The organism is Pseudobacteroides cellulosolvens ATCC 35603 = DSM 2933, from assembly GCF_001262605.1.
GTDB lineage: Bacteria > Bacillota > Clostridia > Acetivibrionales > DSM-2933 > Pseudobacteroides > Pseudobacteroides cellulosolvens.
In genome coordinates this window covers 5070086-5093078 of record NZ_LGTC01000001.1, presented here as the reverse complement: position 1 = coordinate 5093078, position 22993 = coordinate 5070086, and the positions used below count along the sequence as shown (strand labels likewise).

22 protein-coding genes, 1 other RNA gene and 1 pseudogene are annotated in these 22993 nt (G+C 42.2%); 22 read left to right on the top strand and 2 right to left on the bottom strand.

Translation table 11 applies throughout. The features are described from left to right. Positions 1-25: 25 nt before the first annotated feature. Positions 26-343, bottom strand: coding sequence for a hypothetical protein (locus Bccel_RS21125; protein WP_036937226.1), 318 nt, complete (start codon positions 341-343; stop codon positions 26-28). 307 nt (positions 344-650) lie between these two features. Between Bccel_RS21125 and Bccel_RS21120 the strand changes: the two genes are divergently transcribed. The 4 genes from Bccel_RS21120 to ssrA all read left to right on the top strand — a co-directional run bounded on the left by Bccel_RS21120 (position 651) and on the right by ssrA (position 3068). Then, positions 651-1133, top strand: coding sequence for a ribonuclease FAU-1 family protein (locus Bccel_RS21120; RefSeq protein ID WP_036937228.1), 483 nt, complete (start codon positions 651-653; stop codon positions 1131-1133). Between the two features lie 76 nt (positions 1134-1209). After that, positions 1210-2067 carry a PHP domain-containing protein gene (locus Bccel_RS21115; protein WP_036937231.1) on the top strand — a complete coding sequence of 286 codons (858 nt, stop codon included), beginning with the start codon at positions 1210-1212 and terminating at the stop codon, positions 2065-2067. A gap of 109 nt (positions 2068-2176) precedes the next feature. Then, on the top strand, positions 2177-2641 hold the full coding sequence (smpB, locus tag Bccel_RS21110) for an SsrA-binding protein SmpB (protein ID WP_036937233.1): 465 nt from the start codon (positions 2177-2179) through the stop codon (positions 2639-2641). Between the two features lie 46 nt (positions 2642-2687). After that, positions 2688-3068: a transfer-messenger RNA gene (ssrA, locus tag Bccel_RS29160) on the top strand. 383 nt (positions 3069-3451) lie between these two features. Here ssrA and Bccel_RS21105 read toward each other — a convergent pair. Further along, positions 3452-3730, bottom strand: a complete 279-nt coding sequence (locus Bccel_RS21105) for a hypothetical protein (protein WP_010244785.1) — start codon at positions 3728-3730, stop codon at positions 3452-3454. 376 nt (positions 3731-4106) lie between these two features. On the opposite strand from Bccel_RS21105, the gene Bccel_RS21100 reads away from it, so the two are divergent. The 18 genes and pseudogenes from Bccel_RS21100 to Bccel_RS21015 all read left to right on the top strand — a co-directional run bounded on the left by Bccel_RS21100 (position 4107) and on the right by Bccel_RS21015 (position 22979). After that, positions 4107-5114: a glycoside hydrolase family 130 protein gene (locus Bccel_RS21100; protein ID WP_476748365.1), complete on the top strand. Its 1008-nt coding sequence runs from the start codon at positions 4107-4109 to the stop codon at positions 5112-5114. A 66-nt stretch (positions 5115-5180) separates the two neighbouring features. Beyond that, positions 5181-6224 carry a nucleotidyltransferase family protein gene (locus Bccel_RS21095; protein WP_010244779.1) on the top strand — a complete coding sequence of 348 codons (1044 nt, stop codon included), beginning with the start codon at positions 5181-5183 and terminating at the stop codon, positions 6222-6224. Positions 6225-6323: 99 nt separating this feature from the next. Then, positions 6324-7499: a glycosyltransferase family 4 protein gene (locus Bccel_RS21090; protein WP_010244776.1), complete on the top strand. Its 1176-nt coding sequence runs from the start codon at positions 6324-6326 to the stop codon at positions 7497-7499. Further along, positions 7496-8530, top strand: a complete 1035-nt coding sequence (locus tag Bccel_RS21085) for a prenyltransferase/squalene oxidase repeat-containing protein (RefSeq protein ID WP_010244773.1) — start codon at positions 7496-7498, stop codon at positions 8528-8530. Before Bccel_RS21090 ends, Bccel_RS21085 begins: the two co-directional genes overlap by 4 nt. An 18-nt stretch (positions 8531-8548) precedes the next feature. Continuing rightward, positions 8549-9913, top strand: coding sequence for a phosphomannomutase/phosphoglucomutase (locus tag Bccel_RS21080; RefSeq protein ID WP_010244769.1), 1365 nt, complete (start codon positions 8549-8551; stop codon positions 9911-9913). Between the two features lie 66 nt (positions 9914-9979). Continuing rightward, positions 9980-10264, top strand: a complete 285-nt coding sequence (locus Bccel_RS21075; protein ID WP_010244766.1) for a co-chaperone GroES — start codon at positions 9980-9982, stop codon at positions 10262-10264. 15 nt (positions 10265-10279) lie between these two features. Then, the gene (gene groL / locus Bccel_RS21070) at positions 10280-11902 is read left to right on the top strand and encodes a chaperonin GroEL (protein ID WP_010244763.1); all 1623 of its coding nucleotides are present in this window, start codon (positions 10280-10282) and stop codon (positions 11900-11902) included. A gap of 102 nt (positions 11903-12004) precedes the next feature. Next, complete coding sequence (locus Bccel_RS21065; RefSeq protein WP_010244760.1) at positions 12005-12589, top strand: putative ABC transporter permease; 585 nt, start codon at positions 12005-12007, stop codon at positions 12587-12589. Between the two features lie 215 nt (positions 12590-12804). After that, positions 12805-13260 (top strand): Hsp20/alpha crystallin family protein, encoded by a 456-nt coding sequence (locus Bccel_RS21060; RefSeq protein ID WP_010244757.1) that lies wholly within the window; start codon positions 12805-12807, stop codon positions 13258-13260. A gap of 45 nt (positions 13261-13305) precedes the next feature. Then, positions 13306-13770 (top strand): Hsp20/alpha crystallin family protein, encoded by a 465-nt coding sequence (locus tag Bccel_RS21055; RefSeq protein WP_010244753.1) that lies wholly within the window; start codon positions 13306-13308, stop codon positions 13768-13770. Between the two features lie 102 nt (positions 13771-13872). Further along, positions 13873-15147: a S1C family serine protease gene (locus Bccel_RS21050; protein WP_010244750.1), complete on the top strand. Its 1275-nt coding sequence runs from the start codon at positions 13873-13875 to the stop codon at positions 15145-15147. Between the two features lie 108 nt (positions 15148-15255). Next, a complete protein-coding gene (locus Bccel_RS21045; RefSeq protein ID WP_010244747.1) occupies positions 15256-15939 on the top strand; it encodes a zinc metallopeptidase in 684 nt (227 codons plus the stop codon). A 66-nt stretch (positions 15940-16005) separates the two neighbouring features. After that, on the top strand, positions 16006-16944 hold the full coding sequence (locus tag Bccel_RS21040; protein WP_010244744.1) for a DnaJ C-terminal domain-containing protein: 939 nt from the start codon (positions 16006-16008) through the stop codon (positions 16942-16944). A 21-nt stretch (positions 16945-16965) separates the two neighbouring features. Next, positions 16966-19556, top strand: a pseudogene (gene clpB / locus Bccel_RS21035) (ATP-dependent chaperone ClpB). A gap of 328 nt (positions 19557-19884) precedes the next feature. Next, positions 19885-20634 (top strand): hypothetical protein, encoded by a 750-nt coding sequence (locus Bccel_RS21030; RefSeq protein WP_010244739.1) that lies wholly within the window; start codon positions 19885-19887, stop codon positions 20632-20634. A gap of 71 nt (positions 20635-20705) precedes the next feature. After that, complete coding sequence (locus Bccel_RS21025; protein WP_160317750.1) at positions 20706-21221, top strand: GlgC family sugar phosphate nucleotidyltransferase; 516 nt, start codon at positions 20706-20708, stop codon at positions 21219-21221. A gap of 46 nt (positions 21222-21267) precedes the next feature. Then, complete coding sequence (locus tag Bccel_RS21020) at positions 21268-22353, top strand: type I phosphomannose isomerase catalytic subunit (RefSeq protein WP_010244733.1); 1086 nt, start codon at positions 21268-21270, stop codon at positions 22351-22353. 50 nt (positions 22354-22403) lie between these two features. Beyond that, positions 22404-22979: a 50S ribosomal protein L25 gene (locus tag Bccel_RS21015; protein WP_010244729.1), complete on the top strand. Its 576-nt coding sequence runs from the start codon at positions 22404-22406 to the stop codon at positions 22977-22979. Positions 22980-22993 lie beyond the last annotated feature (14 nt).

The following is a 22993-nucleotide window of genomic DNA, read 5'->3' as shown; positions in this document are numbered from 1 at the left end:
TTTACATCCTATTTATGTCTTGGAATTATGATACTTCAAGATTCTTTCTTTTAACGAACTTTGAGCAGGCGTTTTTGGTTTTACCATCAAACTGGCGAACAGTAAAAAGCTGGCATACCCCAATTGACGGGTGATCCTTTGAACTTGCTATATTCAATATGAAGTTTTCACAATTTATGCACTTTAACTGGCTTTTGGTTTCTCCCAGTATAGAAGGCGCAAATTTGTGTTTTGAGCAGCAATAATCTGGGGCAACAGCACCATTATCCCTGCATAATACATCATTATTAACAGTAATAATTGTTCCTCGTATGCAGTTACTGCATGTTCTCTTTTGTAGCAATGTTCTTCTCCTCTGATAAAAATAATGAAATGGTAGGTATATTATAACACTGTTTAAGTTGAAGTGGAATAAAATGGGTAATAATATTATTTGACAAGAACAGTCATAATAATACATGAGAGAACTGTGATATAAGTAATTCCTTAGTAATTTCTTAGCCATTACTTAGACAAATATTAGATTTTCTATTTTCTTTTAATTCAATATATAATTGTTACCTATATGGTTTAAATTTGTTATAATATAGTCTACATAAGAGGATTAACCACATTAAAGTAAAAAATAATTATTTGGGAGAATATAAGTCATGAAAAAACCTACGATACTTAGAAAACGGTTCATACCATTTGAAACAGTGGATATTTCCGGGGATGAAATGCTTTATAGGGATGATTCCCTCATTATTACCAGGTGGAAGGTCATCAAGGCGAGGAAAGATATAGATAGAGGTGTTTCTTTTGCCTTCTTGAAGGATGGCTATAAGATAAGCAGGTTTTATGATCCAGAAGGAAACTTCGTATATTGGTATTGCGATATAATTGATGTGGAATATGACAGTGTTAAGGATACATATACTCTCACAGATCTTCTTGTGGATGTAAAAATTTTGCCCAATGGGGAAATAAGAGTATTGGATGTTGATGAGGTAGCCGATGCACTTGAAGAAAACATTATAACAAAAGAACAGGCATGTGATTCACTTCGAAAACTACATAAACTTTTAGAGCTAATTTACAGTGGAGAATTTCCTCCAAAGGAATGCAGGGATCAGGAATACTGGAAGGTGTAGCATCATAATTATAATAGTTAAAGAGAATAATAAGTGTGAGTTAAGGATAATAAGCACAACAAAAGGAGAAATGTAGATGGGAAAACTTATTGATTTACATACCCATTCAACCGCCTCTGACGGCAGCCTTACACCTCGGGAGCTTGTAAGGCATGCAAAAAATATGGGGCTATCGGCTATAGCGCTTACTGATCATGATACAATAGATGGAATTGAAGAAGCCTTTGATGAAGGGAAAAAAGTTGGGCTGGAAGTTATAGCAGGGTTGGAAATAAGTGTTGAATACAATCCTGAAATGCATATGCTGGGGTATTTCTTCAATGATACATACAAGAATATAACCAAGGTTCTTGAGGGGCTCATAAAGAAAAGAGACGAAAGAAACCCCAAGATTGTAAAAAAGCTCAATGAGCTTGGGTTTGATATAACTATGGAGGAAGTTACAAGTGAAGCACGAGGTAAGGTTATTGCAAGGCCTCATATAGCAAGGGTTCTTATGAAAAAAGGTTATGTAAAAAGCATTCAGGATGCATTTGAAAGGTTTCTGGGAGCTGATAAACCTGCATTTTTTCCAAAGTCCAAGTTCACTCCGGAGGAAGGAATCAAAGAGATACTTGGTGCTGGAGGAATACCTGTTCTTGCACATCCTATATACCTGTACCTTAATCAGAAACGTCTGGATAAGCTGGTAAAAGAGCTTGTATCATATGGCTTAAAGGGAATTGAGGCTCATTATGTTGATAATACAAATGACGATACCGGAAACCTTTTAAGACTTGCTATAAAATATGACCTCCTTGCCACAGGTGGCAGTGATTATCATGGAAGTTTAAAGCCTGCAATTGAAATCGGTAAGGGAAGAGGCAATCTTAAGATTCCATATGATATTCTAGAGAAGATGAAGGCCGTTTACCAGTTTTCTTCGGGCACTTGACACGTTATTTTAACGTGGTATAATAATAAAGTAATTGATATCGGTTTTGTGTAAAAAATGCCCTTCACAAAGAAGGGTTATTTTTATCGTACTGGCAGGTGAATGGACAATGGATAAGGAATCAATAAAACCAATAACACAAAATAAAAAAGCAAGACATGACTATTTTATAGAGCAAACCATTGAAACCGGAATAGTTCTGTCCGGAACAGAGGTTAAGTCCATTCGTCAGGGCAAGGTAAACCTTAAGGATAGCTATGCCTCCATAAAAGATGAGGAAGTTATTTTAAGCGGCATGCATATAAGTCCCTATGAACAGGGAAATATATTTAATAAGGATCCGATTAGGGACAGAAAGCTTTTGCTCCACAAGTATGAGATCAGAAGACTTATAGGCTATGTTCAGCAAAAAGGGTTGACTTTGGTACCGGTTCAGTTATACTTTAAGGGCAGCAAGGTTAAGCTTGAACTGGGAGTTGCTAAAGGTAAAAAGCTCCATGACAAGCGTGATGACATCGCTGAAAGAGACGCAAAAAGGGAAATTGACAGAAGGCTTAAGGAAAATAACAGGTAAAATTTTGGAATGTTCAAGAAGTAATTCTTAATCCATTCCGTAACATGGGGGCGTAATGGTTTCGACGGGATTGTTGAGACTTAAGTAGCGAGTAGAGGATTCTCGTAGGCCTCTTAAAAAACGAGAACTTAAAATTAAACGCTAAAAACGATAATTTAGCTTACGCGGCTTAATGCCGTGTGCGTCTAGCCCAGGTTCCTGCACCTGGGGGCCTAGGCGTCGATAAGTCAGGCCTTTTGCATAGGAAGGTTAAATGCTAGAACTGCTGCGGTAGTAGCCTTGAGCTGCAGCGGAACTTAAAGGCTACGGTAGAGTAGACCCTGCCCTTGGGGGATGCTCGTCAGGAATGCTAAATTGGGGGATACACTCGTAGAAGCTTTTGTGGATATGGTTTCGGACAGGGGTTCGACTCCCCTCGCCTCCACCAAATAATAACAAACTTTTTAATACAATGCAAAGTCACTGATTTCAGTGGCTTTCGTTGTTTTATGGGCAATCTCTAAACAAAATTTTGCTCGTTTTGCTCTTGTTTGAGGTCTTTTTTTAAAGATAATGCATACCCCTATTCAAAAATCTTAAATTTTGAATAGGGGTATGCATTATCTTTAATGAACCTGGACTGGGGCTGCGAAAGCATTGGAAACTGGCCTTATGAATTGTTTAGGTTGATTTTTATATAGCTTTTTAGCTTTAAAAGGTAATTGTGAAAGCCTTGTTCCGGGAGCAACAATACTGAACTCCTTACCACTATACCTTTCCTGCAAAGTCAATTTCTCTAATGGAATAACCTCTTTCTTTCATATCTTATAACTACACCAAAGCCTCCCTATAATATATATATATTTTGCTGTAAAGATGATTAAAATTGGCTAAGTCAAGATGTCCAAAGCCAGCTAAATCAGTTGCTATGGTTAAAAAATAGCATTTATTCAGAGAAGAGCCGATTATCCATTTTTTTTTTATATGTTTTCTTCTTATTTTTTCAATTTGTGGGCTATCGTATTTTTCAGAGTATTCCCAAAGACTTTTAAACTTAGCATCCTTTTTTAACTCATCTATCCACTTGTCAACTTCAAATTGTGAAGTCATAACATCACCTCTGAATACAGTATGTACATAAAACGAGTATTTTATTTCGTGAAATCTTTTCTTCTATTATGTGATTTTTGAAGGAGAACAAACTTAGCAAAAAAAATGACATAAAAAATTATAAAATTTTTTAAAAATATCTTGACAGAAAAAAATGAACTTAATAAAATATTATTAGCACTCGATGGCGTTGAGTGCTAATAAAGCGTTTTAATATTCCTTTTAACTTTTGATACTTATATTTATGGCGTTAATTCGTTATCGATATTTTATCTTAAAACTAGAGGGGGTTTTAAAGCGCTTTTTTGATTATGGAATATTAAAACGCATGAAATACTTAAAACGCAATTACGATGATGTTGTACAGAGGAGTGAAATGCTGATGACAAACAGGTTTGAGACAAAGCTTATCAGCTCTGACAGGCATTCCTATAGGGAGCTTTTTAAAAGGAATCCCGGCAATCCAATTCTCTCATCAAAGGATTGGCCCTATGCTGCAAATACAGTATTTAACCCTGCAGCAACCATGTATAACGGCAAGGTTCTGCTTCTGGCAAGGGTTGAGGATAGGAGAGGATTTTCTCATCTAACGAAGGCTGTCAGCGATGACGGTATAAACAATTGGGTGATAGATGAAAAGCCCACCCTCGAGCCTGATTCGGAGAGATATCCCGAGGAGGAATGGGGTATTGAGGACCCGAGGATTACCTGGGTGGAGGAGCTTAGGAAGTATGCTGTTGTATATACTGCCTACTCAAAAGGCGGCCCCTTGGTTTCAATGGCCTTAACGAAGGATTTTGAAAGCTATGAGAGATTGGGACCTGTAATGCCGCCGGAGGACAAGGATGCTGCACTGTTCCCGAAAAGAATTAACGGTAAATGGCTGCTTATACATAGACCCATTCCTGCACACCATGGACCGGGTGCTCATATATGGGTGTCACGGTCGGATGACCTTAAATATTGGGGAGAACACCAGATACTGATTGATGCAAGACAAGGCGGATGGTGGGATGCAAACAAGGTGGGACTTAACACACCTCCCCTTGAAACTCCTGAAGGCTGGCTCATACTTTACCATGGAGTACGACAGACTGCAGCCGGAGCCATATACAGGCTTGGACTCGCCCTTTTGGACCTTGAAAACCCCTTCAGGGTATTGCGGAGAAGTGATGAGTGGGTATTTGGCCCCCATGAGTTCTATGAAAGAGAAGGGGACGTAGATGATGTAGTGTTCCCCTGTGGGTGGGTATATGACGAAAAAACAGGGGAAATCAAGATGTATTATGGTGCAGCAGACACCTGTATTGCCATGGCAACCACCAATCTGAAGGATTTGCTGGAATATATCAAAAAGTGTCCTGAGCCAAAAGCTAATATGTAAAGCTTGTATTACACATAATGCAATAATGTAATTATATACTAACTGACTAAGATGGGAGGAATACATATGAAGGCATTATTTTTAGCAGGTGGGTTAGGAACCCGATTAAAACCAATTACAGATGACTTGCCTAAGCCAATGGTGCCAATTATGGGCAAGCCTCTTTTAGAAAGGAATATTGAAAACCTTAAAAAGCATGGTGTTGATGAGATTGTACTGAGCACCTGCTACAAGCCTCATAAAATTGAGAAGTATTTTGAAGACGGAAGAAAACTGGGAGTGAAAATCAGCTATATCTCCGAGGATGTGCCTTTGGGCACCGCTGGTGCAATCAAAAATGCACAGAGATTTTTCAATGACACCTTCCTGGTATTTAATGCAGATATCCTAAGCGACATTGATATCTCTGAAATGATACGTTTCCACAAGGAAAAGGGAGCCCTTGCAACCATTGCGGTAACGCAGGTTGACAATCCTTCAGCCTATGGAGTGATTGAGCATGATAAAAACGGATTCGTTACTGCCTTCAAGGAAAAGCCCCAGCCCCATGAAAGCAGCTCCAACCTGATCAATGCAGGTGTGTATATATTTGAACCGCAGCTTTTGGACGAAATTCCTTCTGGAAGGGCAGTGTCCATTGAAAGGGAAACATATCCGCTGCTCCTTCAAAAAGGATTTAAGATAGCAGTTTATAACCGGTGCTCCTATTGGCTTGACCTGGGTACACCCGAAAAATACCTTAAGGCTCATAATGATATCCTTGAAGGGAATTTGCAGATTGGTAACCATGACTTTAACAAAAATCTGCAATGCATCAGCAAGACGGCGAAGATAAGCCATAACGCAAAGATAATCGGGCCAGTGTATATAGGGGATAATGTTGAAATCGGCTCCTTTGCAGTTATAGGCCCGGATACTGCCTTGTGCGATGACTCTTCAGTGGGCATGGGTGCCAAGGTTGTAGGAAGTGTGGTCTGGGATCATGTTCATGTCGGAGGCGGAGCATCGGTTGTAAACTCAGTGGTTATGTCCAATTGCAGAGTTGATCGAAATAGTGAAGAGTATAATACTGTTTTGACAGAAAACTTCAGTCATCCGATAGCAGTGTAGAAAAGACAGCTTTAGCGAAAAAATGTGGACATTCCTCAACGTAAAAGGAATACTTTCAGAGAGGTGTGTCTCTTACAACAATAAAAAGGAGGTTTGGGCATGGTTTCAAACAGAATACGGAATGTGGCATTTTTAAGTACTTACCCTTCAAGGGAATGCGGACTTGCAACCTTTACCCAGGACCTTGTAAGGGAGCTTGATAACGTTAGTCTTTTAAATAAGCCAAAGGTTATCGCCGTGAGTAATAATGATTACAGCTACAGCGACAGGGTTATCATGGAGCTTTGGCAGCATGACAGGGAAAGCTATATCAACACAGCAGAGGCTATTAACAATTCAAATATAGAGCTTCTTGTAATAGAGCATGAGTACGGCATATTTGGTGGAGAGGCAGGCGAATACATACTTGACCTGGTTGACAACCTGCAAATACCATTTGTCACCACACTTCACACAGTACTTCCCAGACCTTCTGAAAAGCAAAGGGAAATACTGGAGCTGCTTGGCGAAAAAAGTGCTAAGATTATCACTATGGCAAAAAATACAAAGCCTATCCTTGAGAAGGTTTATGGTATAGACCCGTCAAAAATAGAGGTGATACACCATGGTGTACCCTACAGGATTCTCGAGTCAAGAGATACTCTGAAAGAAAAGCAAGGTCTTTCGGGTCGTAGCGTTGTCAGCACCTTCGGACTTTTAAGTCCAGGCAAAGGGCTGGAATATGGCATAGAAGCCATTGCAAAGGTGGCTAAGGAGCATAAGGACATTGTCTACCTGATTCTTGGACAGACACACCCATGTGTAAAAAAAGAGTCGGGCGAAGAATACAGGGAAAAGCTGATGGAATTGGTAGACAGGCTAGGAATAAAGGAGCATGTATGGTTTGTAGATAAATACCTTTCAAAGGATGAAATTATACACTATCTCCAGTTGTCGGACATCTACATGACACCGTACCTTGGAAAAGATCAAGCAGTCAGCGGAACCCTGGCTTACGCTGTCGGGTATGGAAGGGTCATAGTATCCACACCTTACAGTTATGCAAAGGAAATGCTTTCAGAGGGCAGAGGACTTCTGGCAGAGTTTAACGATGCCCATTCACTGGCAAGACATATCAAGTATGTATTAAAAAATCCAGAAGCTAAAAAGGAAATGGAAAGACGGACCTTGAGTGTTGGCAGGACTATGATGTGGGGTAATGTTGCAAATCATTATACAAAGCTCTTTATAGATACTCTTGAAGAAATGAAGCTTGTGGGCAGCATGGTGGTATGATGGGAAGGCTTTATATTAGTGAAGTTTTGAAGGACGACCACATCTTCCGGCTAACCGATGATACCGGAATGCTGCAGCACTCAAAATATTCCATTCCAGACCCGAACCATGGCTATACAACTGATGACAATGCCAGAGCATTGATTATGGCACTGATGCTGTATGGCAGATATGAAAAGAAGAAATACCTTGATCTTGTTTATAGGTATGCATCCTTTATATTAAACGCACAAAATAAAGAGGGCAAATTTAAAAACTTTATGAGCTATGACAGGAAATGGCTTGAGGAGGAAGGCTCGGAGGATTGCTTTGGTAGATGTCTGTGGGCGTTGGGATTTGCGCTTTTCAATGAATATACCCCTAAAGGGGTTAAGTACGGGCTTGCACATATACTAAAAAATGCGATGCCTCATGTGACTTCTCTCAATTCACCAAGGGCAAAGGCATATTCCATCATAGGTCTTTCCCACCTTGAAGGCGAAGATGCGAGAAGGCTTGTTTTTGAAGCAGCTCAGTCCCTTTGCCGCCAGTATGAGGAGTACAGGGACGGAGATTGGAAGTGGTTTGAGAATATTGTAGCATATTGCAATAATGTTCTTCCATGGTCGCTCATATCTGCTTACAGGGCTACAGGAGAAAAGAGATTTCTTGATATAGCCGAGGAAAGCCTGGAGTTTCTTGGCGGGGTAACCTTTAAGGATGGATATTTCAAGCCTGTAGGCTGTAATGGATGGCTTTTGAAGGGAGGGCACCCGGCTGAGTTCGATGAGCAGACGGTGGAAGCCTGTGAAGGAGTTTTAACCTATCTGGAGGCTTATGAAGCAACCGGAAAAAAGAAATATTTACATAAGGCGAAAAGCTGTCATGCATGGTACGAGGGTGTCAACTCCAAGGGAATCAGCCTTGTCGACAGCGAAACGGGAGGCTGCTATGACGGACTGACCCAGCAGGGTGTAAACCTGAATATGGGAGCGGAAAGCCTTGTTTCGTATGTAATATCGTATATGAAAATATCTGAGGTTAATGTGTGAGAAAAGGAGTGAGGCAAAATGAGCAGTATAAACGAAGGAATTTTCAGACAATACGATATACGGGGTATATACAATGAAGATTTGACGGCAAAGGACGCAGAGCTTATCGGAAAAGCCTTTGGAACCTATATCAAAAGAAAAGGGGAGATAGAAGCTGTTGTAGGTAAGGATAACAGGAAATCCTCTCCCGAGCTCTTCAACAGCTTGGTAAAGGGGCTTCTGGATACAGGCATAAATGTAAAGGATATCGGAGTGGTGGTATCCCCCATATTCTACTACGCCACACACCTATATAACATAAAATCAGGCATTATGATTACGGCAAGCCATAACCCTGCAAAATATAACGGCTTCAAGGTGCAGTATGACGGCAGGACATTATATGGTGAAGAGCTACAGGATATCAAAAGGATGATTCAAGAGGATGATTTTGATAGCGGACAGGGAAAGCTGACTGTACAATCTCCTGTGAAGGACTATATAAGTATGGTAAAGGAAAAAATCAAGCTTCCGGGACGTAGGCTCAAGGTTGTGGTAGACTGCGGCAATGGTACAGCGGGGCTTTTTGCACCCAAGCTTCTTAAGGAGTTGGGCTGTGAGGCTATACCCCTTTATTGCGATTCCAACCCGGATTTCCCCAACCATTTTCCCGACCCGGTAAAGCCGGAAAACCTAAAGGATTTAATAAAGGCTGTCAAGGCCAACAAGGCAGATCTTGGGGTAGGCTTTGACGGGGATGGAGACCGGCTTGGGGTTGTTGACAACCAGGGTAACATCATATGGGGAGACATGCTGATGATCCTTTTCTGGAGGGAGATACTGCCCAAGCACCCAGGCACTCCTGCCATTGTTGAGGTGAAGTGCTCCGAAACACTGGTGGACGAGGTAAAAAGACTCGGAGGGCAGCCTATATTCTACAAGACCGGCCATTCTCTCATAAAGGCAAAAATGAAGGAAATTAATGCAGTATTTACCGGAGAAATGTCCGGACATATGTTCTTTGCGGATGAGTATTTCGGGTATGATGATGCATTCTATGCATGTGCAAGGCTATTAAGAATCCTGTCTGGAAGCAGCAAGTCCTTAAGCGAGCTTTTGGCAGATGTGCCTAAAACCTATGCAACCCCTGAAATCAGGGTTGAGTGCACAGAGGAAGAAAAGCTCTTTTATGTGGGCAAGGCAAAAACATATTTTAAGGCTTCAGGCAATAACATCATTGATATAGATGGAGTTCGTGTACAGTTTGGTGACGGCTGGGGGTTGGTCAGAGCGTCAAATACAGGTCCTGAGCTTATCGTGCGGTGCGAGGCCAGAACTCCCGAGCGTCTTGAGCAGATAAAAAAGGAAATATCCGATTCAATCTGCCCGTTGAAGGTGGCTTAAAAGCATCAAGCTTTTAACAATATACTAAATTTAAATAAAAAGCATACGAAAGGAGTCGGTTGATTTATGAACATTAAACCGCTGGGTACCAGGGTACTCTTGAAGGAAATTGAAAGTGAAGAAACAACAAAAAGCGGAATTGTGCTTCCGTCCAACGCCAAGGAAAAGCCCTATATGGCTGAGGTGGTTGAAATCGGTCCGGGTGAGGTGAAGGATGGAAAGGAAATTAAAATGGTTGTGAAAAAAGGTGACCGGGTTCTTTACAGCAAATATGCCGGAACAGAGGTCAAGCTGGATAACGAAAAATATCTTTTAGCGAAGCAGGATGATATCCTGGCAGTAATCGAGTAAGGAGGTTGATTTATAATGGCTGCAAAAATAATTGCATTTGATGAAAAGGCGAGAAGATCCATTGAAGCAGGTGTAAACAAGCTTGCAGACGCCGTCAAGGTTACCTTGGGACCCAAAGGAAGAAATGTGGTGCTGGAGAAAAAATACGGTTCTCCTACCATTACCAACGATGGTGTTACCATAGCAAAGGAAATTGAGCTGGAAGACCCTTATGAGAATATGGGGGCGCAGCTTGTAAAGGAGGTTGCCAGCAAAACAAATGATATTGCCGGTGACGGAACAACCACAGCTACACTTCTTGCACAGGCTATTGTGAGGGAGGGGCTTAAAAATGTTGCCTCCGGGGCTAATCCCATTATATTGAAAAAGGGAATGGAAAAGGCAGTTGAAAAAGCGGTTGAAAGCATAAAAAAGAACAGCCAGAAGCTGAAGGGCAAGGATGACATGGCTTTTGTAGCCACCATCTCATCAGGGGATGAAAAAATTGGCCAGCTTATTGCAGATGCAATGGAAAAGGTAACAGCAGAGGGAGTTATCACCATTGAAGAGAACAAGGCATCTGACACCATTATTGAAGTTGTCGAGGGAATGCAGTTTGACAAAGGTTATGTATCTCCCTATATGGTTACAGACAATGAAAAAATGGAGGCTTTACTGGAAGACCCATACATCCTCATTACCGACAAAAAGATAAACAATGTTCAGGATTTGCTTCCTGCCCTTGAGCTGGTAGTAAAAAACGGCGGCAAAATGCTCCTGATCGCAGAGGACGTGGAAGGGGATGCACTGGCAACCCTTGTGGTCAACAAGCTTCGTGGCACATTCACCTGTGTGGCTGTGAAAGCACCGGGCTTTGGTGACAGAAGGAAGGAAATGCTTCGGGATATTGCTATCCTTACAGGCGGTGAAGTCATATCAGAAGAGGTTGGCATGAACATAAAGGAAATCAAGCTAGAATGGTTTGGTAAGGCGAAATCTGTCAAGGTGCAAAAGGAAAACACCATTATTGTAAATGGTGCAGGAAATTCCAAGGCCATCCGTGACAGGGTGGAATCCATCAAGAAGCAGATCGAGCTTACCACCTCAAGCTACGACAAGGAAAAGCTCAACGAAAGACTGGCTAAGCTTGCGGGAGGTGTAGCTGTCATCAGAGTGGGAGCAGCTACCGAAACAGAAATGAAGGAAAAGAAATACAGGGTGGAGGATGCCTTGAATGCAACCAGGGCTGCTGTGGAGGAAGGTATTGTTCCAGGCGGCGGTACAGCATATATCAATACACTTCCAGACATCAAAGAGCTGGTTAACACTCTCCATGGGGATGAGAAGACTGGAGCGTCCATCATACTCAGGGCTCTTGAAGAGCCTCTCCGCCAGATTGCAATAAATGCCGGGATTGATGGCTCAGTTATTGTTGAAAAAGTGAAGAACAACGATAAAGGAATAGGCTTTGATGCGGCTAAGGAAGAGTATGTGGATATGTTCAAGGCCGGTATTGTAGACCCTGTCAAGGTTACAAGGTCTGCGCTACAGAATGCGGCTTCGGTGGCAGCTATGATTCTGACTACCGAAAGTGCTGTAGCTGAAAAGCCTGAGAAGAAGAAAGCACCTTCTATGCCTGCTGGTGATATGGATTATTAAGACTTATAGTGGGATAGGAAATATACGCCAGCCACTGGAGGTACTGGAGGTACTGGTGGCTGGCTTTCCTCCCATGAAGGTGGAGCGGAAGGAGGAAGATATATGTGGGGCGGCTTCTATGATACTGTCATCTACTTTATGCTGTATGCGTTTGTTGGCTGGGTTGTTGAGGTTGCCTATGCTGCTTACAAGGAAAAACGGTTTGTAAACAGGGGTTTTCTGGCCGGACCCATATGTCCCATCTATGGATTTGGAGCTCTATTGATTTTGGGGCTTGATAGGTTTATCAAGTCCGGGTCAATGCCTTTTTACATGAGTATAGCTTCAGCAGTAGTTATTACAACCTTTCTGGAGTATGTAACAGGATACGTTATGGAAAAGCTCCTGGATATCAAGGCTTGGGATTACAGTGGAGAGGTATTGAACCTGCATGGCCGGATTTGCCTTAAGTTTTCCTTGTTCTGGGGAATTCTTGCATATGTGCAGTTGACAGTCCTGCAGCCTGTGCTCTCGATATATGTGAATGCAGCAGCTCAGCCAATCAAGCAGATTATTGCCGTGCTGTTGCTTGGTATGATAATAATCCATACCGCTAAAGCATTGGTCAGAATGGATACCGTAAGGCAGAGCATTGGTGACTTTAAAATATCGGCGTATTTTCACAGACAGAAGTCCTTTAAAGTGTAGCTTTAATACTTAACCCTTTATAAGATAAAATATTCCAAAAAATTAAGAAATTTTGAGATTTCAGAAGATAAACTTATAAAAATCAAACTCAGTGCAAATAAAAGTCAAAGATAGTCAAAGTCGAAAGTTGAAAAAGCAATATGAAAATTGTATAACTAATAGTGTAAGGAACGAATAAGAATAAAAATGAACTGAGATGATTGGAGGTGTTGTTTATGTTCGGATTGGTTCCATTTGAAAGAAAGGGCAGAGGTGTTCAAAGGAGAAACGGTGACTATTTTGACATTGACAGCATTTTTGAGAATTTCTTCAACGATGCGGTTCTTCCTTCCTTCTACAGAAACAGCAGCCAGATGAAAGTGGACATCAGGGAAACCGAAAGGGAATTTATTCTCGAGGCAGAGCTTGCAGGCTTTTGCAAGGAAGATGTCCATATAGATGCAACAGAAGACAGGCTTACTATCTCGGTTAAAGGAAAGGAACAGAAGGGAGAAGCTGAAAACGTATATGTAAGGAAGGAAAGAAAAGCGCTGGCAATGGAAAGAAGCTTTGCAATTTCAAATATTGCAACGGATAAGATATCCGCCAAAATGGAGAATGGAATTCTCACCGTTACACTGCCCAAGGTGGAGCAGGTACAGCAAAAAACCAGGAAAATTGATATTAAATAAAACCACAAGCTAAACTTTAATTCAATCATTATGGAGGTGTTATGTATGTCAAGCTTGATACCGTTTGAAAGGAAAAACAATGGAGTACAAAGAAAAAATGGCAGTCTGTTCGATCTCTTTGATATGGACAGGGTATTTGAAAATTTCTTCAACGACACGGTTTTTCCATCTCACTTCAATAACAGCGGACAGATGAGAGTGGACATCAGTGAAAATGACAGGGAATATATCCTTGAGGCAGAGCTGCCAGGGGTTAAAAAGGACGAAATCAACCTGGAGGTTCATGACGACAGACTGACAATCAGCGTGAAGAAGGATGAAAAGGCAGAGGAAAAGAAGGATAATTACTTAAGAAGGGAAAGAAGAACAAGCTCCATGGTCAGGTCTTTTTCCATTGAGAATATTATCAGCGACAAGATTACGGCAAAGCATGAAAATGGTATTCTCACACTGATACTCCCAAAAAAGGAAGAAACCAAACCCAAGGGAAGGAAAATCGATATTTCATAATTACTGCCCGATGTATGTTGGAAAGACTGCAAGCCCCTTTATCTTCATGATAAGGGGTTTGCAGCTATATAAAGTATACATAGGTTAAGAGAGGTGATAGGCATGAGGTTTTTCAGTAAAAGACTCCTAAAAAGAGGCTATGACAATTATGAAAAATTTATGAATTTTAACTCTGCTTACAGAAGGGATGGTAAATATGATGACCGGAGCAGGGATGGCAGAAGAGTATACAGGACTGTCGCTTTGGTGCTGGTATGCTGCATATTGACAAGTCTTATGGTGGGTGGCGGATTATATATGAAGCTTTCCAACGATATAAAAGAGCTAACCATGCTGTCAGCAAACCAGGCAAAAGCGGATACGGTTATAGGGAATAGAGCGGTAAACCTTGAGAGTGCATTGAAGCTTGCATCAGATAGCGGCTCTTCTGTTACTAATATAGCAAAGAAGGTCGGGCCTTCCATTGTTGGTATAAGAATGCTGACACAAAGCCCGCGAAGCTGGTATTTTGATGATGAAATGGCTCAATCCAAGGCTGAAGGCTCGGGGATTGTAATAACCGCAGATGGATATATAATGACTAACTACCATGTTGTTCAGTATGCTGACCCGAAGAATTCGAGAAGCAAAAATACGACACTGGAAGTATTTTTGGCTGATAAACGGCAAGCAAAGGCAAAATTTATCGGTGGCGATCCCAAAAATGACCTTGCGGTGATAAAAATCGATATGGATAATTTGACGGCGGCAGAACTCGGAGACTCAGCAACCCTTGAGGTCGGCGAGCTGGCAGTTGCAATCGGAAATCCATTAGGCCTTGAGTTCCAGGGTTCAGTAACTGCAGGTGTAATCAGTGCTCTTAACAGAACTGTGAGCGTTGATGACAAAACCTTGAACCTGATCCAGACGGATGCTGCCATAAATCCTGGCAACAGCGGCGGTGCTCTTGTCAATTCAAGAGGGCAGGTTGTTGGAATCAATACAGTGAAAATATCGGTTTCAGGTGTTGAGGGACTTGGATTTGCCATTCCCATCAACGATGCGAAGCCCATTGTCGACCAATTGATGATGTTCGGGTATGTCAAGGGCAGACCGTTTATAGGTATATCAGGAAGAGAAATTACAGATGCAATTGCACGCCAGTATGATCTTCCGGTAGGTATCTACATTCTTGAGGTTACACCTGACAGCGGTGCTGCTAAAGCAGGAATTCAAAAAGGAGATATTCTTGTTTCAATAGCAGGCAAGGATGTACGCACCATGAAAGAGGTGGACAATATCAAGAAGAACTATAAAGCGGGAGACAGTGTAGATGTTACGGTGGTCAGAAATGGCAGTAAGGTGAAGCTTTCGCTAACCTTCTCAGAAGAACGCTAATAACGGACGGCTTCACCAAAAGAAATCCTCTATTACTGCTTTTAATGCACCAGGGGATGAACAAAGCCGGATAATTAGAAAGGCATGTGATAGGAGGGAGGTATGCTTATGGATATGTATTATATAATCCTTGTATTGTCGGCATTTATATTTTCGTTGTTTGCCCAGTTCAAGGTAACAAGTATATTTAGAAAATACAGCGATATGCCCAACAACCGGTATATGACAGGAGCACAGGCCTCTAGAATGCTCCTTGATCGTCACGGTCTTTACGATGTTGGTGTGGAACCTGTCCCAGGAGAGCTGACCGACCATTACGACCCCAGGACCAAGACAGTAAGGCTGTCAGAGAGTGTATATTACAGCACGTCTCTGGCAGCCCTCGGGGTTGCCGCCCATGAAACAGGACATGCAGTCCAGCATGCAGCAGGGTATATGCCGCTGGTACTAAGGAGCAGCCTTGTGCCTGTTGCAAACATAGGCTCGGCAGTGGGACCGTATCTTGCTATGTTTGGACTGATGCTTAACATGCCGTATCTGTTACAGCTCGGGATCATTCTTTTTATTGGAGCTGTAGCCTTTTACCTCATAACGCTTCCGGTTGAGTTCAATGCCAGCAAGAGGGCTATACAAATGCTGAAGGGTGAATATGTATTGAATTATGCTGAAGTACAGCCGGTAAAGATAGTGCTGGGAGCCGCGGCAATGACATATGTTGCATCTGCCGCAGTAGCAATGGCAAACCTTATTAGGCTGGTGCTTCTGGCAGGAAGCCGGGATGAGGAGGCATAAAATATATTGATGCATACAAAATATATATGGTATGGTTCATAAACAAAACGGAAGGAGGTGTACTTCATGCAGTACAAGGATTACTACAGCATCTTAGGACTTGATAAAAATGCTTCCCAGGAGGATATAAAAAAGGCCTACAGGAAGCTTGCAAAAAAATATCACCCTGATACCAATCCCGGAAACAAGCAGGCAGAGGAAAAATTTAAGGATGTCAACGAGGCATACGAGGTCTTGAGTGACCCTGAGAAGAGAAAAAAATACGATAATTTCGGTAATGAATACAATTTCCAGAACGGCTATGATTTTGACCCGTCACAGTTCGGGTTTGGAAAGAATGTGAAGTATGAGTTCAGGACAGGCGGGGGAATGGATCACAGCGACTTCTTCAATATGTTTTTTGGAGGAGGAGGCTTTGGCTTTGACAGCTTTTTTGACCATGCAGGTGTAAATAACAGGAGCAGACGGTCTTCATATCATGGGGAAGATATTGAGGCGGAATTGGAAATCATTCCCGAGGAAGGTTTTCAAGGAGTGGAAAAAAGGATATCTATCAGGGGACAGGGTGGAACAAAAAGCCTTTCGTTTAAAATCCCCAAGGGTGTGAGAGACGGAGAAAGGGTAAGACTTCAAGGGCAAGGAGAGGCAGGCTTTAATGGAGGACAAAACGGAGATTTATTTCTTACCCTCAGGATAAAGCCCAGTGAACGCTTTACTCTTGAGGGTAACGATTTGACAATGACAGTGAATATAATGCCGTGGGATGCTGCCCTGGGCAGCGAAACAGCGGTTGATACCATAGATGGCAGGATTTTAGTAAAGATACCGGCAGGAATACAAACCGACAGCAAAATACGTGTTTCAGGAAAAGGGTATGTGGACAGAACAGGCAGAAGAGGAGATCTATACCTCAAAATACGGATTGTAAACCCAAGCCATCTGACCAACGAAATGAAGGAGCTTTATGAAAAGCTCAGGCAGGCATCAAGGGTCAGGGCTATGTAAAAGAATAGGAGGGAGTAAGCCATGAATATAGATAAATTCACAGAAAAAGCCCAGGCTGCGGTTTCAGCAGCTCAGGACATAGCAGTTAGAATGGGACACCAGCAGGTGGACGGAGAGCACATCCACCTTGCACTGGCAGCCCAGGAGGACGGCCTTATTCCAAAGCTCTTAGGATATATGGGCAGGATGTCCAGCTATATATAAAGGATATTGAGATAGAGCTTGAAAAGCTACCAAAGGTATACGGTGGCGGAGCCTCAAGCCTGTATGCCACAAGGCGCTTCAACGAAGTCCTGATCCATGCGGAGGATGAGGCGAAGCGGTTCAAGGATGAGTATACAAGCGTGGAGCATATTTATATGGCGCTGCTGAAGGAAAAGAATACTCCTTCACAGACCATATTCATACGTTTTGGGATTACACTGGAGAAATTTATGGCGGCTCTTGGCAAGGTACGGAGCAACCAGAGAATTACATCAAAAAACCCGGAAGAAACCTATGATGCTTTAAAAAGGTTCGGACGTGACCTGGTGGAGCTTGCAAAAAGCGGAAAGCTTGACCCTGTTATCGGCAGGGATGCTGAAATCCGGCGGGCCATAAGGATACTCTCCAGAAGAACCAAGAACAACCCTGTATTGATTGGCGAACCGGGTGTCGGAAAGACTGCCGTAGTGGAGGGACTTGCTCAGAGGATATTGAAGGGGGATGTCCCCGAGGGCTTAAAGGATAAGACTATTTTCGCCCTTGACATGGGTGCACTGATTGCAGGGGCGAAATACAGGGGTGAATTTGAAGAAAGGCTTAAGGCTGTACTCAATGATGTCAACAAGTCAAATGGGCGGATCATTTTATTTATAGATGAGCTTCACAACATTGTGGGAGCAGGAAAAGCGGAAGGGGCAATGGATGCAGGAAATATATTAAAGCCTATGCTGGCCAGAGGAGAGCTTCACTGCATAGGTGCAACCACGCTGGATGAATACAGGAAGTATATCGAAAAGGATGCAGCCCTTGAGAGAAGGTTCCAGCCCATTGTGGTGGATCAGCCCACAGTAGAGGACACCATTTCCATATTAAGAGGCCTTAAGGAGCGCTTTGAAATCCATCATGGAGTCAGAATTACCGACAGCGCCATCATTGCATGCAGTGTGTTGTCAAACAGGTATATCAGCGACCGCTTCCTTCCCGACAAGGCCATTGATTTGATGGACGAAGCTGCGGCTATGATAAGGACTGAAATTGACAGCATGCCCACTGAACTGGACGAAATACAGAGGCGAATCATGCAGCTGGAAATTGAGCGACAGGCGCTTAAAAAGGAAGAAGACGAAGCTTCAAGGGAAAGACTTTCAACCCTGGAGAAGGAAATTTCATCCCTGAAGGAAAAATCTGACGGCATGAAAGCACAATGGGAGATGGAAAAAGAGAATATAAAAAGAGAGAAGGAATTAAAGGAGCAGATTGAGGAGGTAAAAAGGCAGATAGAAGAAGCAGAAAGGTCCTACGACCTTGACAAGCTGGCAGTCTTGAAGCACGGAAGGCTTCCTGAACTCCAGAGGAGCCTTGAGGAGGAAAAACAGCGTAAGAAATCGAACGAAGGTGTACTGCTGAAGGAAGAGGTTACCGAGGAGGAAATTGCTGAAATTGTTTCACGATGGACAGGGATACCTGTAACAAGACTGGTGGAGAATGAACGGGATAAGCTTTTAAACCTTGAAGAACTTCTGCACAAGCGTGTGGTAGGTCAGGACGAAGCGGTTACAGCAGTAAGCAATGCAGTAATTCGTGCAAGGTCGGGCTTGAAGGACCCGAGAAAGCCTATAGGCTCCTTCATATTCCTTGGCCCCACCGGAGTAGGTAAAACCGAGCTTGCCAAGGCACTGTCCCAGGCCCTCTTTGACAGCGATGAGAATGTAGTGCGAATTGATATGTCGGAGTATATGGAAAAGCATGCGGTTGCAAGGCTTATTGGTGCACCACCTGGTTATGTAGGGTATGAAGAGGGAGGACAGCTAACCGAGGCTGTAAGGAGAAAGCCCTACTGTGTGATTCTCTTTGATGAAATCGAAAAAGCACATCCTGAAGTATTCAATGTGCTTCTTCAATTACTGGACGATGGCCGGCTTACCGACAGCCAGGGCAGGACGGTGGATTTCAAGAATACGGTTGTCATCATGACCTCCAACATAGGAAGCCAGCACCTATTGAATGCTATAGGAGCAGATGGAGAAATTGATGAAAACACAAGAGAGTATGTACTGGGAGAATTGAACAGGCACTTCAAGCCTGAGTTTTTAAACCGTGTAGATGAGGTTGTGCTGTTCAAGCCCTTAAGAAAGGCAGAAATTGTTAAGATTATCGACCTGGCCTTGGCGGACATCCAAAGAAGGCTGGATGACAGGCGCATAGGGCTTAAGGTATCGGAGGCAGCAAAGCAGTACATGGCTCAAAATGCATATAATCCTGTGTTTGGTGCAAGACCTGTAAAACGGTACATGCAGAAATTCATTGAAACCGAGATAGGTAAAAGGATTATAAATGGCGAGGTAAGTGAGGGTAAAAATATTCATATAGACGTTTTGGACAATACGCTGAAAATCCATATAGATTAAGGCTTTCAGGAAAAATATTAAAAATTTTAAAAAAAATTTGAGCAGCCTTGACAGTAAATTTGAGATTTTATATCATATTATTAGCACTCTAATTGAGTGAGTGCTAAGTGATGCTTTAATATTCTATCATTGACTAAGCTTATCAGCGGGGTCTAAAACGCTATTAACCTTAAAAGTGTGGAATAGTAAGGCATTTTTTGTATCCTGGCAGGGGAGGTGGTTCCAATGTTTTAGGTAAGCACTATAAAAACTAAAGATGATTAGAAAATTAAAGCATTATTGATTGGTTTGTTGAAATCTATGTAGTGTACGGAAGGAGATGATTATCATGTTAAGAAAAGTGATATTTATATCCACTATGTGTTTCATTCTCATATTCAATTCTGTACAGGCTTTTGCCCAGGATATTCCTAATGGTATAGAACCAAGGAAGCTTACTGCGACTCTTGAAGAGGAGCATCCAGGCAGCTTTTTGGATCTTTTGCCTGACGGTACTGGAGGAAAGCTTTCCGGTCCGCTCTTTGAAGGAGCCAGAACCAGTATACCCTATAAAAAGAAATATACGCTTGAATTTTATAACGTAGGTGCTTTAAAAGGTGAGCAATACTCTGAGGCCACATTAAAGATTGAGACCATTGCAACAGGCAACGGCAAAATCAGTACAAAGGAGCTCAGCCCGAAGCTTCAGCCCCCGCTTATTCAGAAGGATGCTGAAACACGTCCTGACTTTAAGGCAAAGGAATACAAGCTAAAGTTCAGCGGCGGTCCTTATGGGAGGTTTACTTACAAGGAGGGGGACACCGAAATAAGGATGTCCATGTCAAATAACGGGAAAAATATTGTGTTTGATGTTCCAGGGTACTCAACAAAGCCGTTGGCTTTGGAGGATCAAAAAGCCTTTGAGGCATGGGTGGAGACTGTTGGAAAGCCGGCTGCTGCAAAGCAGAAAATACTTGGTATGATAAACGAGTATAAATATACTGTTCCTATAGCAGGAGCTATATTATTGCTTGCAGGGGTGGCAGTAGCTGCGTTTGTTATATGGAAATATGGAAAAGGCAAGCTTATGCCCCATTAAATACCGTAAGCCCATTCATACGATAGATAAAAAAATATATATTCTTTCGGTATATAAATGCCGGCATTTATGTGGTCAACCCGTCTGTCATATCTAAAATGCCTGATAAAAGGATTTTGTCCTTTGAAGAGGATGTGATTCCAAGGCTTGTTGAAAATAATTTCAACGTGGCGCTTTATAAAAGCGGGCACTACTTTATTGATATAAACTCAATAGAAAATTACATAAAGGTTCATAGGGATATGCTGAGCGGCCTGTATAAAATACCAGGACTTACACTCTCACAAGATATCATAATAAAAGGTGTCAACAGCAGGATACACCCCGATGCAAGAATTACAGGCCCTGTCTATATCGGCAATAATGTTGAGATTGGGCCCATAGGACCGGATACCGTTATTGGAAGCAAGGTGCGTATCAATATGGGCAGCCGGATCATAGGAAGCATTATATGGGACAATGTTATGGTAGAGCGGGACTCCAGAATTATCAATACCATTGTTACCTCAAATGCCAGAGTAGATAAAAGATATAAATATAAGAATGTCATATTTACAGGTCATGATTTGAAAGATATCGCCATTTAAACATATGAAAATCAATTAATTAATAAACAGCAAAAGAGGTGTTTATATGCTTTATCCGTATAAAATGATGCCCGTATACAAGGACTACATATGGGGAGGACATAATCTAAGAAAGCTGGGTAAATCCATACCGGATGGACAGGTGGCAGAAAGCTGGGAGTTGTCGGGCATATCAGGAAGTGAAAGTAAAATAGCCAACGGTCCGCTAAAAGGACAAGTTCTGACAGAGGTAATAAGAAGATACGGCAGGCTGGTGCTTGGAGATAAGTTCGCATCGGAAAAAATTAATGCAGGGCTGCCGGTGCTATTAAAGTTTATTGATGCAAACGACAGGCTTTCCATCCAGGTTCATCCTGATGATGAATATGCTGTAGAATGTGAGCATGGCAAAATGGGGAAAACCGAAATGTGGTACATCATAGATGCAAAACCGGAGGCTTCTGTTTTCCATGGCTTTTCTGAAGGCTATGATAAAGGCAGGATTCGTGACTGTATTCTAAAGTACAAGCATGGAGGCTTGTATAGAGAGGTCAAGGTAAAAAAGGGTGACGTGGTTTTTGTTCCAGCAGGCACGGTACATGCCTTAAATGATGGGCTGGTGGTAGCTGAAATACAACAGCACTCAGACCTGACCTACAGGCTGTTCGATTATGACAGGACGGATGCCGCCGGAAAGAAAAGACCGCTCCATATAAACAAGGCTCTTGATGTACTTGACTATAAAAACCGCAAGGCTTTGTACAAGGGCCTTACGGTATGCTATGACAAAATAGTGACAAAGTATTTAGCCTTAAGCGAATATTTCTGTGTCAGACAGCTTGAGGGTAATGGTACACCGGTAGAATTGTTTGCAGAGGGTTCCTTTTCAGCCTTCATGTTTATAACCGGTGAAGCAGAAATAATGTATGATACTGAAAAATTACACGTTGATGCGCTGGAAACAGTCTTTATTCCCGCATATATGGGAAGCTATAAAATTGATGGTGAATTTTCTGCACTTCAGATTTTCATACCAGACTCTGTGATGGATGTATATGCCTCTTTAATGGAGGAGGGCTTCTCTAGTGAAGAAATATTTAATTGCATAGCAGGGGCAGAAAACCTTTGTGTACCATTGAAAACAGCGGTTTGAAAAGAAAAGCTCAAAATAAAAACTACTGATAAAATTGGAGGGGTTTATTCATGATTACTTTATTAGATGCTATGGAACGGAAGGAAAGTGCAAAAAGAATCAGGAAACTGGGGTATGTTCCTTGCAGCATTTACGGATCGGGAGTCGACCGCAACATGGATATCCAGATTGAGGATAAGGAAATAAACAGGTTCTTGAAAAGCCATTCTATAGGTGCAAAAGCTAAGGTGAAAATTAATGCCAGCGAGCTGCCATGTGTCATAAAGAGCATACAGTATGAGCCAATAAGCAGCAAGCCTATGCATATCGAGTTTTATGCTTCCTCAGAGGATAAGCTTGTAAAAGTAAAAGTACCTTTTAAGTTTAAAGGAAAGGAGCAGCTATTCAGTAACAAGCTTGTTTTGAATATTCTCGAGGATGAAATTGAAATTCAAGGGGTATTGAAGGATCTGCCTGAATTTGTTGAGATAAATGTTTCATTAATGAAGGACGGCAGTGTAATTACGATGGAGGATATCGCCCTGCCTGAAGGCATAAGGCTTCTGTCCAGAAAGGATGAGGTAGTGGTACGGGCATCAGAGGCCTCTCAACCTACCCTGCCTGTTCAGAACGAGTTTGTCGTCTAATTGCGTTAAGTGTT

Excerpts from the sequence above, each read along its gene's own strand:
- Bccel_RS21120 (WP_036937228.1), top strand. The coding sequence starts at position 651 with ATGAAAAAACCTACGATACTTAGAAAACGGTTCATACCATTTGAAACA.
- Bccel_RS21115 (WP_036937231.1), top strand. The coding sequence starts at position 1,210 with ATGGGAAAACTTATTGATTTACATACCCATTCAACCGCCTCTGACGGC.
- smpB (WP_036937233.1), top strand. The coding sequence starts at position 2,177 with ATGGATAAGGAATCAATAAAACCAATAACACAAAATAAAAAAGCAAGA.
- Bccel_RS21105 (WP_010244785.1), bottom strand. The coding sequence starts at position 3,730 with ATGACTTCACAATTTGAAGTTGACAAGTGGATAGATGAGTTAAAAAAG.
- Bccel_RS21100 (WP_476748365.1), top strand. The coding sequence starts at position 4,107 with ATGCTGATGACAAACAGGTTTGAGACAAAGCTTATCAGCTCTGACAGG.
- Bccel_RS21095 (WP_010244779.1), top strand. The coding sequence starts at position 5,181 with ATGAAGGCATTATTTTTAGCAGGTGGGTTAGGAACCCGATTAAAACCA.
- Bccel_RS21090 (WP_010244776.1), top strand. The coding sequence starts at position 6,324 with ATGGTTTCAAACAGAATACGGAATGTGGCATTTTTAAGTACTTACCCT.
- Bccel_RS21085 (WP_010244773.1), top strand. The coding sequence starts at position 7,496 with ATGATGGGAAGGCTTTATATTAGTGAAGTTTTGAAGGACGACCACATC.
- Bccel_RS21080 (WP_010244769.1), top strand. The coding sequence starts at position 8,549 with ATGAGCAGTATAAACGAAGGAATTTTCAGACAATACGATATACGGGGT.
- Bccel_RS21075 (WP_010244766.1), top strand. The coding sequence starts at position 9,980 with ATGAACATTAAACCGCTGGGTACCAGGGTACTCTTGAAGGAAATTGAA.
- groL (WP_010244763.1), top strand. The coding sequence starts at position 10,280 with ATGGCTGCAAAAATAATTGCATTTGATGAAAAGGCGAGAAGATCCATT.
- Bccel_RS21065 (WP_010244760.1), top strand. The coding sequence starts at position 12,005 with ATGTGGGGCGGCTTCTATGATACTGTCATCTACTTTATGCTGTATGCG.
- Bccel_RS21060 (WP_010244757.1), top strand. The coding sequence starts at position 12,805 with ATGTTCGGATTGGTTCCATTTGAAAGAAAGGGCAGAGGTGTTCAAAGG.
- Bccel_RS21055 (WP_010244753.1), top strand. The coding sequence starts at position 13,306 with ATGTCAAGCTTGATACCGTTTGAAAGGAAAAACAATGGAGTACAAAGA.
- Bccel_RS21050 (WP_010244750.1), top strand. The coding sequence starts at position 13,873 with ATGAGGTTTTTCAGTAAAAGACTCCTAAAAAGAGGCTATGACAATTAT.
- Bccel_RS21045 (WP_010244747.1), top strand. The coding sequence starts at position 15,256 with ATGGATATGTATTATATAATCCTTGTATTGTCGGCATTTATATTTTCG.
- Bccel_RS21040 (WP_010244744.1), top strand. The coding sequence starts at position 16,006 with ATGCAGTACAAGGATTACTACAGCATCTTAGGACTTGATAAAAATGCT.
- Bccel_RS21030 (WP_010244739.1), top strand. The coding sequence starts at position 19,885 with ATGTTAAGAAAAGTGATATTTATATCCACTATGTGTTTCATTCTCATA.
- Bccel_RS21020 (WP_010244733.1), top strand. The coding sequence starts at position 21,268 with ATGCTTTATCCGTATAAAATGATGCCCGTATACAAGGACTACATATGG.
- Bccel_RS21015 (WP_010244729.1), top strand. The coding sequence starts at position 22,404 with ATGATTACTTTATTAGATGCTATGGAACGGAAGGAAAGTGCAAAAAGA.